Annotated in this window: 15 protein-coding genes and 1 tRNA gene; 14 read left to right on the top strand and 2 right to left on the bottom strand. The window is 54.6% G+C overall.

Going from position 1 to position 17,095, the window contains the following annotated elements; genetic code table 11:
- Positions 1-133: 133 nt before the first annotated feature.
- Both AC25BC_RS02370 and AC25BC_RS02365 read left to right on the top strand, forming a co-directional pair.
- Positions 134-207: transfer RNA gene (locus tag AC25BC_RS02370), tRNA-Gln, on the top strand.
- A gap of 497 nt (positions 208-704) precedes the next feature.
- The gene (locus AC25BC_RS02365) at positions 705-2,687 is read left to right on the top strand and encodes an acyltransferase family protein (protein ID WP_128440014.1); all 1,983 of its coding nucleotides are present in this window, start codon (positions 705-707) and stop codon (positions 2,685-2,687) included.
- Between the two features lie 156 nt (positions 2,688-2,843).
- Here the strand turns inward: AC25BC_RS02365 and fcl are convergent, their stop codons facing one another.
- Together fcl and gmd are read right to left on the bottom strand one after the other, a co-directional pair.
- On the bottom strand, positions 2,844-3,794 hold the full coding sequence (gene fcl / locus AC25BC_RS02360; RefSeq protein ID WP_113547239.1) for a GDP-L-fucose synthase: 951 nt from the start codon (positions 3,792-3,794) through the stop codon (positions 2,844-2,846).
- On the bottom strand, positions 3,795-4,856 hold the full coding sequence (gmd, locus tag AC25BC_RS02355; RefSeq protein ID WP_113547272.1) for a GDP-mannose 4,6-dehydratase: 1,062 nt from the start codon (positions 4,854-4,856) through the stop codon (positions 3,795-3,797).
- Between the two features lie 659 nt (positions 4,857-5,515).
- Here gmd and AC25BC_RS02350 point away from each other — a divergent pair.
- The 12 genes from AC25BC_RS02350 (at position 5,516) to AC25BC_RS02295 (ending at position 17,075) form a co-directional block, all read left to right on the top strand.
- Positions 5,516-6,712: a glycosyltransferase gene (locus AC25BC_RS02350; protein ID WP_128440013.1), complete on the top strand. Its 1,197-nt coding sequence runs from the start codon at positions 5,516-5,518 to the stop codon at positions 6,710-6,712.
- Between the two features lie 2 nt (positions 6,713-6,714).
- Complete coding sequence (locus tag AC25BC_RS02345) at positions 6,715-7,650, top strand: glycosyltransferase family protein (protein ID WP_128440012.1); 936 nt, start codon at positions 6,715-6,717, stop codon at positions 7,648-7,650.
- A gap of 28 nt (positions 7,651-7,678) precedes the next feature.
- Positions 7,679-8,113, top strand: a complete 435-nt coding sequence (locus AC25BC_RS02340) for a hypothetical protein (RefSeq protein WP_128440011.1) — start codon at positions 7,679-7,681, stop codon at positions 8,111-8,113.
- Positions 8,110-9,219 carry a DegT/DnrJ/EryC1/StrS family aminotransferase gene (locus tag AC25BC_RS02335; protein WP_128440010.1) on the top strand — a complete coding sequence of 370 codons (1,110 nt, stop codon included), beginning with the start codon at positions 8,110-8,112 and terminating at the stop codon, positions 9,217-9,219. The genes AC25BC_RS02340 and AC25BC_RS02335 overlap by 4 nt, the downstream gene beginning before the upstream one ends.
- Positions 9,216-9,986, top strand: coding sequence for a class I SAM-dependent DNA methyltransferase (locus AC25BC_RS02330; RefSeq protein ID WP_128440009.1), 771 nt, complete (start codon positions 9,216-9,218; stop codon positions 9,984-9,986). The genes AC25BC_RS02335 and AC25BC_RS02330 overlap by 4 nt, the downstream gene beginning before the upstream one ends.
- 15 nt (positions 9,987-10,001) lie before the next feature.
- Positions 10,002-11,201: a glycosyltransferase family 4 protein gene (locus tag AC25BC_RS02325; protein WP_245459900.1), complete on the top strand. Its 1,200-nt coding sequence runs from the start codon at positions 10,002-10,004 to the stop codon at positions 11,199-11,201.
- A gap of 83 nt (positions 11,202-11,284) precedes the next feature.
- Entirely contained in the window at positions 11,285-12,163 is an 879-nt protein-coding gene (locus tag AC25BC_RS02320) for an ABC transporter permease (protein ID WP_128440051.1), read from the top strand.
- Entirely contained in the window at positions 12,163-13,482 is a 1,320-nt protein-coding gene (locus AC25BC_RS02315) for an ABC transporter ATP-binding protein (protein WP_128440008.1), read from the top strand. Before AC25BC_RS02320 ends, AC25BC_RS02315 begins: the two co-directional genes overlap by 1 nt.
- On the top strand, positions 13,479-14,459 hold the full coding sequence (locus tag AC25BC_RS02310; protein ID WP_128440007.1) for an NAD-dependent 4,6-dehydratase LegB: 981 nt from the start codon (positions 13,479-13,481) through the stop codon (positions 14,457-14,459). Before AC25BC_RS02315 ends, AC25BC_RS02310 begins: the two co-directional genes overlap by 4 nt.
- Positions 14,452-15,165, top strand: coding sequence for a nucleotidyltransferase family protein (locus tag AC25BC_RS02305; protein WP_128440006.1), 714 nt, complete (start codon positions 14,452-14,454; stop codon positions 15,163-15,165). Before AC25BC_RS02310 ends, AC25BC_RS02305 begins: the two co-directional genes overlap by 8 nt.
- The gene (locus AC25BC_RS02300) at positions 15,158-16,003 is read left to right on the top strand and encodes an NAD-dependent epimerase/dehydratase family protein (protein WP_128440005.1); all 846 of its coding nucleotides are present in this window, start codon (positions 15,158-15,160) and stop codon (positions 16,001-16,003) included. Before AC25BC_RS02305 ends, AC25BC_RS02300 begins: the two co-directional genes overlap by 8 nt.
- A 1-nt stretch (position 16,004) precedes the next feature.
- Positions 16,005-17,075 (top strand): radical SAM/SPASM domain-containing protein, encoded by a 1,071-nt coding sequence (locus AC25BC_RS02295; protein WP_003545680.1) that lies wholly within the window; start codon positions 16,005-16,007, stop codon positions 17,073-17,075.
- Positions 17,076-17,095: the final 20 nt, after the last annotated feature.

The raw sequence follows: 17,095 nt of genomic DNA, 5'->3' as shown, positions 1-17,095 counted from the left end.
TTGGACAGGGGATTCGCAGCGGTTTCACCTTTCCGCGGCAGCACCGATTTTTTTCAAATCGGGTATTTGCAATCCCCCGGCTTTTGGTTATAAGCGCCGCACACCAGCCGACCGCCCGCCGGTTCGCTTATGCTGGGGAATAGTTCAATGGTAGAACGACGGACTCTGACTCCGTTAATCTTGGTTCGAATCCAGGTTCCCCAGCCAATATTTCACTAAGCGTTTGATTTTACGACAAAACGGGTTTGCATTTATCTGCCCTCCCCGTCTCCTCCAATGCCTGCTTCCTTTTCGATGCCCTGATCACTTGGTTCGACGGGCGCAGGATGTTAGCGAATCCGACACTGTGGCTCGGGCGAGCATCTTACAGCATCTACGCATTACACGCGCCCATTTCGATTTTTGTTGATTTCGGGCGCGCGGTGGTGGGCAGCGATGGTAGGCGCTATTGGCGTCGGCCTGACGTCTTCTCGCTTCTGGAACGGCCCATAGAAAAAATTGGTCAGCGACTGGGAAAACTAATGAGGGTTCCGGAATGCTGATTTACAACAGCGCAGAAAATAAAGATTGAAATCGGCCCCGCCCACAAATCTTTTATCAGGTCATACTGTTCTCCCTCCAAGATCTCTGTGTTAGGCAGCCCAAAAGCGCCATTCTTGCGCGCGACAAAGTTACGCTCTCGATATCGAAGGCAGGCGCAAGCATTGAAGGCTTACAGACCAGAGATCGATGGCTTAAGGGCCATATCGGTGATTGCGGTTATCCTTTATCACGCCGAGTTCACGATTGCTGGCCACACGTTACTTCAGGGAGGATACATTGGCGTCGATGTATTTTTTGTGATCAGCGGCTTTCTGATTTCCCAAATTCTGCTGACAGAAATCGACGAAACAGGGCGTATTGATTTCCTTAAATTCTACGCTCGGCGTGCGCGAAGAATTCTTCCTGCGTTGTTCGCAGTCATTTTCGCGACAATGCCCTTCGCCTATTACCTTTTATTACCATCGGAACTCTTGGATTTCGCGAATTCCATAGGTTCGTCGCTCCTATTTGGATCGAATATCTATTTCTATTTTACGGCCGCCCAGTACGGGGAGCCCAACACCCTTCTCAAGCCTTTTCTTCACACCTGGTCGTTGAGCGTCGAAGAGCAGTTTTATATCGGGTTTCCGCTCTTATTGCTGATCGTGCGCCGATACCTGAAGTCAAGGTTTCTGCCATACGTGTTGCTTGTGGCATCCCTCAGCTTTGTATTGTGTCTGGTGACGGTACGGTATGATCAACAACAGGCCTTCTACTCGCCACTCACCCGGGCCTGGGAACTGCTGGCCGGAACACTTCTCGCCTATCACGATGTGAGGCGCGGACGAACTCGCCCTCGGCCGTTACTCGCCGCGGCCGGGCTTGTCCTCGTTCTTGGTTCACTGATCTTGTTCAGAAAGGACACAGCTCATCCCGGTCTGTTCACTGTGATCCCGGTCATCGGGACCTGTCTGTTGCTCGCATTCGCCAGTCAGCAGCACGCAGTCGGGCGCCTGTTGGCTTCTCCACCTGCGGCGCTCACCGGAATAGTATCCTACTCTCTATATTTGTGGCACTACCCGGTCTTCGCCTTCTTGCGGCTGACAAGCTTGAATTTCAACAATGGCGATAAGCTCCTCGCCATCGCAGCGACGGTCTTGGTCGCGGTCGTGAGCTTTGTCGTTATCGAAAAGCCCCTTCGCCACTCCAGGAGAAGCCGCGCTCTCTGGATCTACCTGGGCTCATCAGCTGCAACCATCACGGCTGCAGTTGTGTCAGCAATCTCTATGGCCGGTTTTCCTCACAGGTTGGATCAAATTTATCCACCTCTCGCGCAGACGAACGAAGCACGGCTCGAAAGCACTTTTCTAAGCTTGAACAACAACATTCAAGCTGGGAAGCCCATTATCTTCATAATTGGGGACTCGCACGCCAGAAACTGGTCGATCGCGCTGAAAAATTACATCGATTCCGACCGATATCAAGTCGTCGCAATCAGCTACTTAAACTGCATGGTGGAGATCAAGAACGATATTGTTAAGGCCCCCTCTCGCGCCAGCATTTTCGATAAATACTGCATTCCCTTTGAAAAATTTATCAACGACAAGTCATTGCTCAGCCGAACGAAAGCGATCTTCCTCACGAGCCTTCGGCCTTTTGAATACACCGTCAACCCCTTCAGGTTTGAGCTTCTTTCCTGGATGAAAAGCCACTCGGATGACGCGCGAATTTTCGTTTTCGGAAATTATTTCCAGCTCGACGAATTACACTCGTGCCTAGGGCTCATGTTTCAGAGAAAATCCGATGCCTCTATATGCCTGCGGGAAGCGACCTATCCGCCGGCCAACCAGCCTTTAGAGCAACTGCCATTTTTCCCATCCGATCTAGCGTTCACCTACGTCGATATCGTCAAGCTTCACTGCGATTACGACAAGGAGAAATGCCTCACGAGCAGCAGGGGTGTTCCGTTCATCACAGACTGGAACCATCTGACAGCAGAATTTCTGACGACCCTGATTGGTGACATTCTGGAAAAGAGAACCGCCGACCTAAGGGGCGATGGTCTCCTCGATTTCCTGGTACCGCCGCACGCCAGGCAATCCGAACGAACGGCAAGTTCTCAGCCGAACGCTGGTCGAACGTCTTCCGCTTCTCCATCAGATTAAGCGCCAGACGCCGGGAACGACGGTGAACTTGGTGTTCAAGTCCGGACTTTCGGCATACCCCATCGTCTCGATCAAGGGTAGCAGCCACGTCGCCTAGAACCGACGGCTCACACGTCACGCCAATCGCCGCCCTTTGGAGTTCTGGATGCCCGACAGCTATTGTCGCGCCACGGCGTTGCCTTCGAACTGCAGAAACCAATCATACACTGCGCGGATACCTTCCTCCAGCGAGATGCGTGGCATCCAGCCCATGTTCTTCAGCTTGTCGGTGCTCATGAGCTTACGCGGCGTCCCGTCAGGCTTGGAGAGGTCGTGGGCAATTTTTCCTTCGTAACCGACAACACGGCAAACCAACCGCGCGAGCTCGATGATTTCAATGTCCTCTCCCGAACCGACATTGACGTGCTGCGCGTCCGAATAGTTCTTCAACAGGAAAACCAGCGCATCCGCGCAATCGTCAACGTGGAGAAATTCCCGTCGTGGCTTTCCGGTTCCCCAGATGGCAATTTCGGATGCCCCCGTCACCTTTGCGACGTGCGCTTTGTGAATTAGCGCCGGCAGAACGTGACTGGATTGCAGATCGAAATTATCGCCCGGACCATAGAGGTTGGTGGGCATGGCAGAAATATAATCGCGTCCGTGCTGCTTGCGGTAGGCGTCGGCCAGCTTGATCCCGGCAATCTTGGCGACAGCATACCACTCGTTGGTCGGCTCAAGCGGTCCGGTCAGAAGCGCATCTTCAGAAATCGGCTGCGGCGCGAATTTAGGATAAATGCAGCTTGAGCCCAGAAACAGAAGCCTGTCGACGCCGTTACGATGCGCGGCTTCGAAGATATTGGCCTCAATAATCAGGTTATCGTAGAGGAAATCGGCCGGGAAGGTATCGTTCGCAAGAATACCGCCAACCTTTGCAGCAGCGAGGATGATCGCATCCGGTCTGTTCGTCTGGACGAATTTCTCGACCTCGTCCTGCCGTTTGAGATCAAGCTCCTGTCGCGTTGCCGTGATGACAGTGCAATTTTCTGAGTGAAGCCGGCGCACAAGCGCGCTGCCGACCATGCCGCGATGACCGGCGACCCAGATTTTCTTGTTGGACAGGTCGTACACTCAGATCTCTTTCCGGCTGTTTTGAGCCTTCAAGTGCTTGACATCCTCCCGCACCATTTCGGCGGCAAGTTCGCGAACCGGGGTCTTGTGGTGCCAGCCGAGTTTCTGACGTGCCTTGGTCGGGTCGCCAAGCAGAAGATCGACTTCCGTCGGGCGGAAATACCGCGGGTCGATTTCTACAAGGCAGGCACCGGACGCGGAGTCATAACCCTTTTCGTCGACGCCGGACCCCTTCCATTCCAAAGCAATGCCCACGTCGGCAAAAGCCCACTCCACAAACTGGCGGACACTCGTCGTCTCACCGGTCGCCAAGACGTAGTCATCCGGCTTGTCCTGCTGCAGCATGCGCCACATGCCCTCGACATATTCACGCGCGTGGCCCCAGTCACGCTTGGCGTCGAGATTGCCGAGGAAAAGCTTATCCTGCCGCCCCAGATGGATGGCAGCAACGGCCATCGTGATCTTGCGCGTGACGAAGGTTTCGCCGCGAAGCGGGCTTTCGTGATTGAAAAGAATGCCGTTCGACGCATGCATGCCGTAGGCCTCGCGATAATTCACAACGATCCAGTAGGCATAGAGCTTGGCTGCGGCATAGGGAGAACGCGGGTAAAAGGGCGTCTTCTCGTTCTGCGGCACTTCCTGCACAAGACCGTAGAGTTCCGAGGTCGATGCCTGGTAGAACCGGGTCTTTTCCCCGAGCCCCAGGATACGGATCGCTTCGAGCAACCTCAGCGTCCCGACGCCATCGGCATCCGCCGTATATTCAGGTGTTTCGAAGCTCACACCCACATGGCTTTGTGCGGCAAGATTGTAGATTTCATCGGGCTGCGTCTGCTGCACGATCCGCAGCAGGTTGGTCGAGTCGATCATATCGCCATAGTGGAGAATGAAGCGAGGATGTGCCTCATGCGGATCCTGATAGATATGTTCGATGCGGCCGGTATTAAAAGACGAGGATCGCCGCTTGATACCGTGCACCGTATAGCCCTTGCTCAGAAGCAATTCGGCCAAATAGGCACCATCCTGACCAGTTACCCCAGTAATAAGCGCGGTTTTTGTCATTTTCATCGTCTTTCGATACAATCTTCGGGTCGTGTTTATGGAAACGGCCGAACGAGTGCAACCCCCATGTAACTGCGGCCAGGCCGGCGAAATGAGCATCGTCGATCTCTTCGGTTGACGCGAGGCTGGCACGATGAGACCAGAGCTTTCCATTTGTCAGATGTCTAAGGGGTAAATACGATCGGGCGGTTCTTCCTTGACTGTCCTCACCGGGCAAGAGGTCATTTTGCCCTTCAGTTTACTTTCCCGCTCCAGGTTTTGATGGCCCTTCAAGCACCATAGAAGAAATTGTCGATCATTGTCTCAAGATTGCAACGACACCCTCCAAACAGGTCCAACTTTGCTTGTGACCGGGCCGTTGTGGGTGTTGTCGTGATCGCAGGATATGCTAAGGCAAATACCAGGAATTAATTAGGTGCAAATGAATGGATGACGCGGATGACCCCTCGCGCCAATTGGTGAGAGCGCCCTTTTGCGGATCTCCGTGACGATCAATTCGTGACAGCATCCGCTGACTGTGACCCTTTTACAAAGGGGACGAGAAATTGAGGAGCGAGATCCGCTGTGTCAGATTTTTTGTGAAAAACGACGCGGTTCTCCGGCCTGATCGAAATGTGAAGTAGCCGTCTGCTGGCGCGGACGCTGAGGTTAGTCAAAGCATGAAAATTGGTATCTTGCTGGAAAACCCGATTCAGGTCGGTGGCGGATTCAATCAAGCAATCAATGCGATCGTACAACTCCAGCGTATCATCGGAAAACAGCACGAGGTCGTGGCTTTCACGACGATCAAGGCCAATCTGCAGCATCTCAAGCGGCTTGGAGTTCCCGCAGAATACCTGCCTGCCGCCGGAAGGCCATCTCGAATTGCACTCGCCGTGTTGCGCCGCTTAATCCACAAAGAAATTGGCAAAGCGTGGATGGCAAGGAAGATCGAAAATGCGCTGCTGAAGGCAGACATGGATCTGGCGTATTTCGTTACACATTCCTCAACTCCGAACTATTTCCGCAAGCTCAACTACGTCACGACCATCCTTGATGCCTGTCATCGGGACGATCTCGAATTTCCGGAAGTTAGCTCCGATGGCAAATTCGAAGAACGAGAGCGGCACTTTTGGACGTGTCTGCCACGTGCCGTCGCCGTCATCGTGGCCTCACATCAGCTACTGAAAAGGATTGTCACTCGCTACGGAATTGACGAAGAGCGCATGATTGCGATGCCGTTCGAACCCTCTCCGTTCTTAAGTGAAGCGCATTCGATCGACCGCACAGCGGTGCTCGGAAATTACGGGCTGAGCGATGGCTATTATTTCTATCCGGCGCAATTCTGGCCTCATAAGAACCATATACGCATTCTTGAAGCGGTCTCACTCTTAAAACATAAGCTGGCCGTTGGTGCCGACATACGCGTGGTCTTTTCGGGTGCGGATCATGGCAATGTTGCCTGGATCAAACAACAGGCTCGACAGTTGGGCGTATCTGACAATGTGACATTCCTCGGCTTCGTGCCGGTCGATCATATGCGCGCACTCTACGAAGGTGCTCTGGCCGTCGTGATGTCGACTTATTTTGGCCCGACCAATCTACCGCCGTTGGAAGCTTGGGCACTCGGTCGCCCCCTGATCTATTCGGCGCACCTTAACGAGCAGATCGGTGACGCGGCGTTGTTGGCCGATGCTGATGACGCCGCGCAGTGGGCCGACGCCATGTTACGCATCCGAGATCCCGCGGTGGCAGTTGATCTGATCGAAAAAGGGCGTAAGCAGCTAAAGGTGGTCGATGCGGCGCGGCTCGAAGCCGAGGCTCTATTCGCACGCAGGCTCGAACAATTTGTGCAGCGTAGGAAATGCTGGGAATAGTCATGGAATGCGTACCGGTTATACTTTTCGTCTTCAATCGTCCCATGCATATGGCAAGGACCGTGGCGGCATTGCGGGCGAACGAGCTGGCGGAACAGACGCCCTTGTTCATTTACTGCGATGGTGCGCGCAATGAAAAAGAAGCGGAGCGCGTACGCCAGGTCCGTGAGCAGGCAAAGACGGTAACGGGTTTCAAGTCAGTCACTATCGTCGAACGTGAAAGAAACTATGGCCTTGCCGGTTCCATCATCGATGGGGTGGGACGTCTGTGCGAACAATATGGCCGGGTCATCGTCGTCGAGGATGACCTGATAACCTCGCCTGACTTCCTGCGCTATATGAATCATGGGCTGGATCTTTATGCAGACGAGGAACGCGTCGCCAGCATCCACGGTTACGCCTATCCGGTCGCAAATGACGATGCTCCTGACAGCTATTTTTTACGTGGGGCGGACTGTTGGGGATGGGCCACTTGGGCCCGGGCATGGAAACATTTCGAACCCGACGGGGCAAAGCTGCTGAAGGCGCTGAAAGAGCGGCGCCTCGCCAGAGCTTTCGATTATGAAGGGAATGCCTTTTTCCTCGCGATGCTGCGCAATCAAGTCAAAGGCAAGAATCAATCCTGGGCGATCAGGTGGCATGCCAGCGCTTATCTGGACAATATGCTGACGCTCTACCCCCGCCAGAGTCTTGTGGTGAACTCAGGGTTTGATGGCAGCGGAGCCCACTGCAGCGACATCGATTATTACGCCGGCAGCCTCGGGCATGCGCCAAAGAAATTGAAAAAGATCCCCGTTGAAGTTAACGAACAAATGCGACTGCGCGTGTTGGGCTTTTTCGCAAAGATGCGCCTCCAGCGGAAGAATGATTTTTACAAACTCGTACTCTCGGCAGGGGTCAGGCGCATACGCAAAGTAGTCGGTTTTGCAGCATCCTGACGCAACCGCCGATTTGGGAAAGAGAAGCATGATAGAAAAGATCGTGAACGGCGGCGAACTGCAGGCCATGATATTGCGGTCGAACTACACGTTCGACGGCATCCAGTTTTTCACGCCGGACGAATTCTCGCAGCAACTTGCCTATATGAAGCGACCGACCGGCTATGTCATCCAGCCCCACGTCCACAACGCCGTTGCGCGGGAGGTTCTCTATACGAAGGAGGTCCTGCTTATAAAGTCGGGCGTTGTCCGCGTGGACTTCTATTCCGACGCGCAGGAATACTACGAAAGCGCGATCCTGCGCGCAGGCGACGTCATCCTGCTTGCTTTCGGCGGACATGGTTTTGAAATTATCGAAGAAGCTGAGATCATCGAAGTCAAACAGGGGCCTTACGCTGGGGAATCCGACAAGACGCGATTTGTACCGTCGGTGCGGGAACTGAAGATAAAGGGTGCCGAATGATTCCGGTTAATGAACCGCTGCTGAATGGTAACGAGGCTAAGTATCTGCTGGAATGCATCGAGACCGGCTGGATATCCTCCGAGGGCCCTTTCATCACACGTTTTGAGCGTGAGTTTGCCGCGACTGTCGGCCGCAAGCACGCAATCGCCGTTGCGAACGGTTCGATGGCTCTCGACGCCGGTATGATGGCGCTTGGCCTGGAGGAAGGCACTGAGGTCATCATGCCGTCCTTCACGATCATTTCCTGCGCCGCAGCCATCGTGAGAGCTGGTTGTGTGCCGGTTGCCGTGGATTCGGATCCTCTAACCTGGAATATCGATCCGACGAAGATCGAAGCAGCGATTACGCCGAAGACGCGCGCCATCATGGTGGTACATATCTACGGCCTGCCCTGCGATATGACCGCGATCAACGAGATCGCCCGCCGCCACAACCTGAAGATCATCGAAGACGCTGCAGAAATGCATGGCCAGACATATAACGGCCAGCCTTGCGGCAGTTTCGGCGATGTCAGCATTTTCAGCTTTTATCCCAACAAGCACATTACCACAGGCGAAGGTGGCATGATCGTCACCGATTCCGACGCCCTTGCCGACAGATCTCGGAGCCTGCGAAATCTCTGCTTCCTGCCTGCCCGCCGCTTTGTTCATGAGGAGCTGGGCTGGAATATGCGTATGACGAATATGCAGGCGGCTCTGGGTTGCGCGCAGCTTGAGCGCCTTCCAGAATTCGTCGAGCGCAAACGTGGGATGGGCAGACTGTATACCGAGCTGCTTCGGGACCTGCCCGGCATTCAACTGCCGTTGCCCGAGACAAGCTATGCCCGGAATATCTATTGGGTCTATGGCATCGTTCTGAAGGACGAGGTCGATTTCGACGCAGCCGAAGCGATGAAACGATTGGCGGCCAAAGGCGTAGGCTGCCGTCCGTTTTTCTGGCCGATGCACGAGCAGCCCGTTCTGCAGAAGATGGGCTTCCTCAAGGACGCAGATCTTCCCATCGCCGCAAAGCTTGCGCGCCGCGGCTTCTATATTCCAAGCGGCATGGCGCTAAGGGAAGATCAAATTCGCGAAGTCGCGGGCATCGTAACGGAGGTCATCCGTTGACGACCAGTTTCGGATTGTACTCCCAGTATTACGATCTTCTCTATAAGGACAAGGACTACGAGGGCGAAACAGCTTATGTGAAAGCTCTGCTGGAGCGTTATGCGACCGGTCCAATCTCACAGATTATGGAGCTAGGCTCCGGCACCGGTATTCACGCCGATAAGATCGCAGAAGCCGGATATGGGGTGCTGGGGGTAGAACTGTCGGAAACCATGCTTGCGGCGGCCATGCCGAAGGCAGCACGGTCGGGCGGCAAACTTGATTTCAAGCTGGGCGATGCACGCACATTCCGGACGGATCGGCGATTCCAGGCGGTCATCTCCCTTTTTCATGTTTTGAGCTATCAGACGTCTGATGCGGATCTCGAAGCGATGATGGAGACTGTCTCCCACCATCTCGAAGATGGCGGAATTTTCATATTCGACTTCTGGTACGGACCAGCAGTCCTTTGGCAGCGGCCGAGTACCCGCGTCAAACGCTTGGAAAACGATGAGATTTCCGTCGTTCGCGTTGCAGAGTCGGTCGTTCATGACGCCGAGAACATCGTGGATGTCAATTACACGATCTTCGCGACGGAGAAGCTGAGCGCCAAGACCGAAATGGTTTGCGAAACCCACCGCATGCGCTACCTCTTCCTGAACGAAATAGACCGCCTCCTGACGAATGCGGGGATGAGCCGTGTGATTGCCGAAGAGTGGATGTCCAGTTCGACGCCGGGGACCGAAACCTGGGGCGTCTGTGTCGTAGCGCGCAAGAACGCGGGCTGACTGTTGGCGATAGATTTGGACGACCGAATTACCTTGCGTCGGAAGAGGATTGGTTTCTATCTCGGAGTAGGCCGCCATGCCGGTGGTATGTTCCAGTACGCGCAAAGCCTCGTGCAGGCCTTGTCTTCAATCGACGGCACGGACGTGGAGGTCATCGTTGCCTATGGGGACGAAGCCTGGCGCTCTGAACTTGATGCCAGCCCGCTGAAGGCCGTCCCGCTGCAGCACTGGAAGCGGGGCGAGACACTTGCCAAGCTGTTCATAGTTCTGCCCGGCTCCGTAGCGCGTGTCGTCGCGAGATGGGTGAACCCGCTCGTGCGGGAATTGGCATCTCTCCAATGTGATCTGTGGATCTTTCCGGCTCAAGACGCCCTGACCTGGCAGATCAAGGAGCCCTCGATCGCAACCATTCACGATTTGATGCACAGATACGAACGCAGCTTCCCGGAAGCCGGAAGCTGGTTGCGCTTTCAACTGAGAGAAAGCCGGTTCCGTCACCTTGCGAACCAGAGTGCTGCCGTGCTCGTCGATTCCGAAACCGGGCGGCGTCATGTCATGGAAAGCTACGGCACGCCGGAAGATCACATATATCCGCTGCCTTATATCGCTCCGAACTATCTGACAGATTCGGTCGAGACGCCCGCCTTCGCCGAACACTACCGGCTTCCGGAAAAATTCTACTTTTATCCGGCGCAATTCTGGCCTCACAAGAATCACTTGCGGCTCATACAAGCGCTGGCAGCCGCGCGCACGATTCATCCGGACATGGAACTGGTCTTGGCGGGCAACACAAAGCGCGAATATGCGGCCGTCCAAACGATGGCAAGCGAGCTTGGGCTATCTCAAGCGGTTCACTTCGTCGGTTATGTGCCGGATTCGGATCTGGCTGGGCTTTATCGTCGTGCCAGAGGATTGGTCATGCCGACTTTCTTCGGCCCGACAAACATCCCGCCGCTTGAAGCGATGGTGTGTGGTTGCCCCGTCTTGATATCGGACAAGTATGGTATGCGGGAACAGTGCGGTGACGCAGCGCTTTATTTCTCGCCCCAATCCGTCGAGGAAATACAAGGAGCGATGAGCCGCCTGTGGGAAGACGAAGCCCTATTTTCCGTTTTGATCAAAAAGGGACTTGAAAGAGCTTCCTGGTGGAAGCAAGAGGACTTCGACCAACGTCTAAAAGACATTTTGGGGCGTGTCCTCGCTAAAGTCGCGTGATACATGGGTTGCTCCATGCATCCCCCCAGGCTTTAGAAGATATGGCGCGGCCGACCGCTAACGGAGAGTTTGAGCATACTGATATGACAGGTCACCTGACGAAGCGGGAAAGCGAGATCGGAAGCGAATCCTGGGATATAATCATCAGGCCGTCCGGCAAGACAGGCGTCGGGCTGACGGCTGCGTGGAAATATCGTGAACTTATCTGGATGTTCTTTAAAAGGGATTTCACGACTTTCTACAAGCAAACCGTCCTTGGGCCGGTTTGGTATCTCATACAACCGACACTCACGACGATCACCTACTACATCGTCTTCGGAAAGATTGCCAACCTCTCCACCGATGGAATTTCACCGCTGATCTTTTATATGTCCGGCACCATCATCTGGAACTATTTCTCGGCCTGCTTGACCAACAATTCAGAAACATTTTCGAAGAACTCGAACTTGTTCGGGAAAGTGTATTTCCCTCGCCTGGTTGTGCCACTCGCGGTCGCGATGAGCGGCTTGGTCGCATTTTTCATCCAGTTCATGCTTCTGCTTACAATCTCATTTTTCCTCTGGCTTAGCCAGGATGGAATAGTGATCAACTTGCGTTTCGTTTTGGCGACACCGCTGATTTTGCTCTATGTTGCGATGCTTGGTGTGGGCGCGGGGCTCGCGATTTCCGCGCTGACAGTCCGATATCGCGATCTGGTTTACGCCGTCGGTTTCGTGGCTCAACTTTGGATGTATGCGACACCCGTCGTCTACTCTTACAGCCAAATTCCGGAACGATATCAATGGTTTTATCATCTGAATCCGATGACGACACCGGTTCAGCTATTTCGCTGGGCATTGTTCGACGCGTCGCCGCTCCCGCTTAGCGTTTGCCTGGCGAATGTGACCGCCACCCTGGTGATTATGATTGCCGGTTTGATACTTTTCGCACGGGCCGAGGCAACCGCTATGGATACGGTCTGATGAATGAAATCGTTGTACGCGCCGAGAATGTGAGCAAACATTATCGGCTGGGAATCATCAATCACGGTACCTTATATCGCGACCTTCAAAGCTGGTGGGCGCGGCGCCGTAACCTGCCTGACCCGAATGTCTCCATGTCGGAATATGCGTCCGACCGAAAGAACAAGGCTCGCCTTGACAACGATATTTTCCATGCCCTCGACGACGTCTCTTTCGAGATTTCCCGGGGCGATATCGTTGGCGTCATCGGCCGCAATGGTGCAGGAAAATCGACCCTTCTGAAGCTGATGTCTCGCATAACGCGCCCGACTTCGGGCTACATTGGCATTCGAGGCCGGATTGCGAGCCTGCTGGAAGTTGGAACCGGGTTCCACCCCGAGCTCACCGGGCGTGAAAATGTTTACCTGAACGGCGCCATTCTCGGAATGACGCATGCCGAGGTCCGCAGGAAATTCGATGAAATCGTTGAGTTCGCAGAAATCGGTGAGTTCATCGATACCCCAGTCAAACGGTACTCTTCGGGCATGTATGTCCGGCTTGCCTTTTCCGTTGCGGCACATCTCGACCCTGAAATACTTCTTGTCGATGAGGTTCTTGCCGTTGGTGATGTCAATTTCCAGAACAAATGCATGGGCCGAATGCAGGAGGTGACCAAGGCGGGTCGGACAATCATGTTCGTCAGTCATAATATGACGGCGGTGAGCAGTCTTTGCCCCCGGTCCATTCTGCTATCCGACGGACAGGTGGCTGCCATTGGCAGCACCTCAGATGTCATACGCGCTTACTTCGACCGACCCGAGCTTAATGGGAAGATGCATTTTGAAGCGGCTCCCCAGGATATCGACGGCAAGGCCGTAATATGTCGCCTTTCCATCAAAAATGAAGATGGCGAGATCGCTCAAACCGTTGAGCTTACGAAGAACTTCATCATCGAGGTTGAGTATGAGCTGCGGGAGCCATTGACGGGACTGTCAGTCGGACTGCAGGTCATGATGGAGGATGGCTACTCCGCCGTCATCAGCCTCTCTGATCCCGAACTCGATGTAAGCCGCCTCGACGCCAGACCTCCAGGTTATTATCGGGCGCAAGTCGTCATACCGGCCGGCCTGTTGAATACGGGAACCTTTTATCTCCGCGCAGGCATTTCCAGCCGTTTTTCGATCTATTCGGTGGTTGAAGGCATACGGTTCGAAGTCGAAGACAATGTCGGGATCATCCAGATGCTGGGGCAGCAGCGAAAACCATCGATTTCGGCGATCCAACTGCCCTGGGATGTGAAGATGCTCTACCGCCGCGATTCTGAGGGCCTATTGAAATGAAGAAAGTACTTGTGACCGGTGCGGACGGCTTCATCGGCTCTCACCTCGTTGAAACCTTGGTCAAGGCAGGCGTGGAAGTTCGCGCCCTTTGCCAATACAACTCGTTTTCCAGTTGGGGTTGGCTGGACCAGTCTGAATACCGCGGCAAGTTCGAGGTCATTCTTGGAGACGTTCGCGACCCGGCGCAAATGCGTGCCGTCGCTAAAGGCGTTGACACGATATTTCATCTGGCCGCGCTCATCGCTATTCCCTATTCCTATCAGGCGCCGTCCAGCTATGTGGACACTAACATTAATGGCACGTTGAATGTGCTTCAGGGCGCTCTCGATGCCGGCGTTGGCCGTGTCATCCAGACCTCGACCAGCGAGGTCTACGGAACGGCTCGCTTTGTCCCAATCAGCGAAAGTCATCCGCTGCAGGCACAGTCGCCCTATTCGGCGTCAAAAATCGGTGCTGACGCGATGGCCTACAGTTATCATTCGAGTTTTGACCTACCGGTGACGATCGCACGGCCTTTCAACACTTTCGGCCCGCGACAATCTGCAAGGGCGGTTATTCCGACCGTGATTTCGCAGCTTCTGAGTGGGCGAACGACGCTGAAGCTTGGTGCGCTCTCGCCCACCCGGGATTTCAATTTCGTGCAGGATACATGCGACGGCTTTCTGGCACTCGCGGCTTGCGACGAAGCCATCGGACAGACGGTCAATATCGGCTCGGGCAGCGAGATATCGATCGGCGATACCGTCCAGTTGATCGCCGACATCATCGGCGTCAGCGTGGAGATCGAATGCGACGAACAGCGTTTGCGTCCGGCAAATAGCGAAGTGGAGCGTCTGTGCTGCGACAACAGCCTGATCAAGTCTCTGACAGGATTCTCGTCGCGTTATAGCTTGGAAGATGGTCTGAAAGCGACGATCGACTGGCTGCGTCAGCCGCAGAATCTGGCGAGATACAAGGCGGATATCTTCAATGTCTAGGCGCGCAGTCATTCTGGCGGGCGGAATGGGAACGCGGTTGCGGCCCTATACAGTCGTGCTTCCGAAGCCTCTGATGCCGATCGGCGACTATCCTATTCTTGAGGTGATCATTCGTCAGCTGATATCCGGTGGATTTCAGCATATAACGCTTGCCGTCAACCATCAGGCCGAGCTGATCAAGGCTTTTTTCCAGGATGGCGACAAGTGGGGCGTACGCATCGACTATTCGCTCGAGGACGAGCCTCTTGGCACCATGGGGCCGCTGCGACTGATAAAGGATCTGCCGGAGAATTTCCTGGTGATGAACGGCGACATCCTGACAGATCTGAACTATGCCGATTTTCATGATGCGCACGTCCGCGACGGGAATATATTCACGATCTCGTCCAAGACGCGTCAGCATCGCATAGATTATGGCGTTCTTGACACCGGCGAGGCCGGGCTGCTGACCGGTTTTCGAGAGAAACCGACGGCTGAATACAAAGTCAGCATGGGTGTCTACATGGTGTCTTCGAGGGCCGTGGCGCACATACCACAAGGTGGTGCCTACGGCTTCGATCAGTTGATGCTTGATCTTCTTGCGGCCGGAAAGCCGGCCACGGTTCGAGATTTTGCAGGCTATTGGCTCGATATCGGACGGCCTGACGATTATGCCTTGGCGATCGAGCAGTTTGAATCCATGCGGTCCAGGTTCTTGAATGGTTGATGCCATCGTCACCGGTGCTGGCGGTTTTCTCGGGAGGCGTCTGGTCAGACGGCTTGAGCAGGCTGGTTTTGACGTGCTCGCGCTTGACCGAACGCATGGTGATATAAGCGAAGAAAAGGTTTGGCAGGAGCTTCCCGCGGCGCGCACGCTGTTTCACCTTGCCGGCAGGACATTCGTTCCGGATAGCTGGACACAAGGACCGAGTTTCACGGCCGCCAACGTCCTCGGAACGCAACACGCTTTGAACTGGTGCAAGCGACACAAGGCCAAACTCGTGTTCGCAAGCGCCTATGTTTACGGAGTGCCCGAGCGGCTGCCGATCCACGAAAGCGATCCGGTCAGGCCGAACAACCCTTACGCTCTTTCCAAACATCTTGCCGAACAGCTTTGTGAGTTCGCCGCCACGCACGAGCAGATACCGGTGGTGGTATTGCGTCTTTTCAATATTTACGGCTCAGGGCAGCGCCCCGAATTCCTGATACCGACGCTTCTGAACCGGATACGGACGAAGCAGGAAATACAGGTCCTGGATCTCAGTCCCCGGCGTGACTATATCTTCGTTGAAGATGTCCTGAGCGCCTTTGCCAAGGCCATGGACGTCGTGGAAGGCTACCATTGCATCAATATCGGCTCAGGAATGTCGTATTCGGTGCAGGAAATAATCGACATCTTGCAAGAAGCTGCCGGCACCGATCTACCTGTAGTGTCATCTTGCACAGTTCGGCGGAATGAAATACCTGACGTGCGGGCCGATATCACGCGGGCTCGCACCGTTCTCGGATGGTGGCCGGAATGGGATCTGCCGGCCGGGATGCGCGCGATGATGAAGGAGTCGTAAATTGAACGAACGTTACGTTCCGATCAATAAGGGCAACTACTCGATGGACACGGTCGAGCGCGAAGCCGCGTTCGACAAGTTCCGAGGCGAAGGGTGGGAAGCAGAATACGCGGATTACCGTCGCAAATGGTCAGAATATGCCCTGAACCAGCAGGTTTCGGACTATCCGCTGCTGGTCGATCTCGAGCTGGCATCGATCTGCAATCTGCGCTGCCCGATGTGCTATACGATCAGCGACGAGTTCAAGAAAAGTGTGAACACGACGCGGATGGACTGGGATCTCTACTGCCGCATCATCGATGAGATCGGCGGCAAGGTTCCCGCGATCCGCCTGTCGCTGCGTGGCGAAGCCACGCTGCACAAGCGCTTCGCCGACTGTGTGCGCTATGCCAAGGACCATGGGATCAAGGAAGTCTCGACCCTCACGCATGGCTTCAAGCTCAACAGAGACTATTTCGCTCAGCTCGTCGATGCCGGGATCGACTGGATCACCGTTTCGATCGATGGCACCGGTGAGACCTACGAGAAAATCCGCAAGCCGATCAAGTTCGAGGCCCTACTCGACAAGATCAAGGACATCAAGAAGTACAAAGACGAGCGCGGGCTCCACCGTCCTGTTATCAAGGTGCAGGGCATCTGGCCGGCGATCAGGGAAAATCCGGATCTCTACTATGAAACCTTTGCGCCTCACGTGGATCTTGTCGCCTTCAATCCGCTGATCGACTATCTCGGAAACGATTCCGACGTCCAATATCTGGATAACTTCACCTGCCCACAGCAATATCAGCGCCTCGTTATCGGCGCCGACGGGCTTGTGATGAAGTGCTCGAACGACGAGGAAAATCGCGAAGTCATTGGTGACGCGACGACGGAGACGGTACACCAGATTTGGCACGGCGAAAAAATGAATGCAGTCCGCGCCTTGCACAAGGAACCGCAGGGCTTCTTGAAAAGCGAAGTATGCCGCCGATGCTACCTGCCTCGCCTGACGGATGACGAACCGACCGAAATCTGCGGCCGGAAAGTGATTGTCCGAAATTACGTGGATCGGGCTCAGGAAATCGGAAAATAGAGAAGCAGCCGGGAGTTGTA

This window comes from Rhizobium sp. WSM409 (genome assembly GCF_057653825.1).
This window is presented reverse-complemented; position numbering and strand designations above follow the sequence as displayed.

Excerpts from the sequence above, each read along its gene's own strand:
- gmd (WP_113547272.1), bottom strand. The coding sequence starts at position 4,856 with ATGACAAAAACCGCGCTTATTACTGGGGTAACTGGTCAGGATGGTGCC.
- AC25BC_RS02350 (WP_128440013.1), top strand. The coding sequence starts at position 5,516 with ATGAAAATTGGTATCTTGCTGGAAAACCCGATTCAGGTCGGTGGCGGA.
- AC25BC_RS02345 (WP_128440012.1), top strand. The coding sequence starts at position 6,715 with ATGGAATGCGTACCGGTTATACTTTTCGTCTTCAATCGTCCCATGCAT.
- AC25BC_RS02340 (WP_128440011.1), top strand. The coding sequence starts at position 7,679 with ATGATAGAAAAGATCGTGAACGGCGGCGAACTGCAGGCCATGATATTG.
- AC25BC_RS02335 (WP_128440010.1), top strand. The coding sequence starts at position 8,110 with ATGATTCCGGTTAATGAACCGCTGCTGAATGGTAACGAGGCTAAGTAT.
- AC25BC_RS02320 (WP_128440051.1), top strand. The coding sequence starts at position 11,285 with ATGACAGGTCACCTGACGAAGCGGGAAAGCGAGATCGGAAGCGAATCC.
- AC25BC_RS02315 (WP_128440008.1), top strand. The coding sequence starts at position 12,163 with ATGAATGAAATCGTTGTACGCGCCGAGAATGTGAGCAAACATTATCGG.
- AC25BC_RS02310 (WP_128440007.1), top strand. The coding sequence starts at position 13,479 with ATGAAGAAAGTACTTGTGACCGGTGCGGACGGCTTCATCGGCTCTCAC.
- AC25BC_RS02305 (WP_128440006.1), top strand. The coding sequence starts at position 14,452 with ATGTCTAGGCGCGCAGTCATTCTGGCGGGCGGAATGGGAACGCGGTTG.
- AC25BC_RS02300 (WP_128440005.1), top strand. The coding sequence starts at position 15,158 with ATGGTTGATGCCATCGTCACCGGTGCTGGCGGTTTTCTCGGGAGGCGT.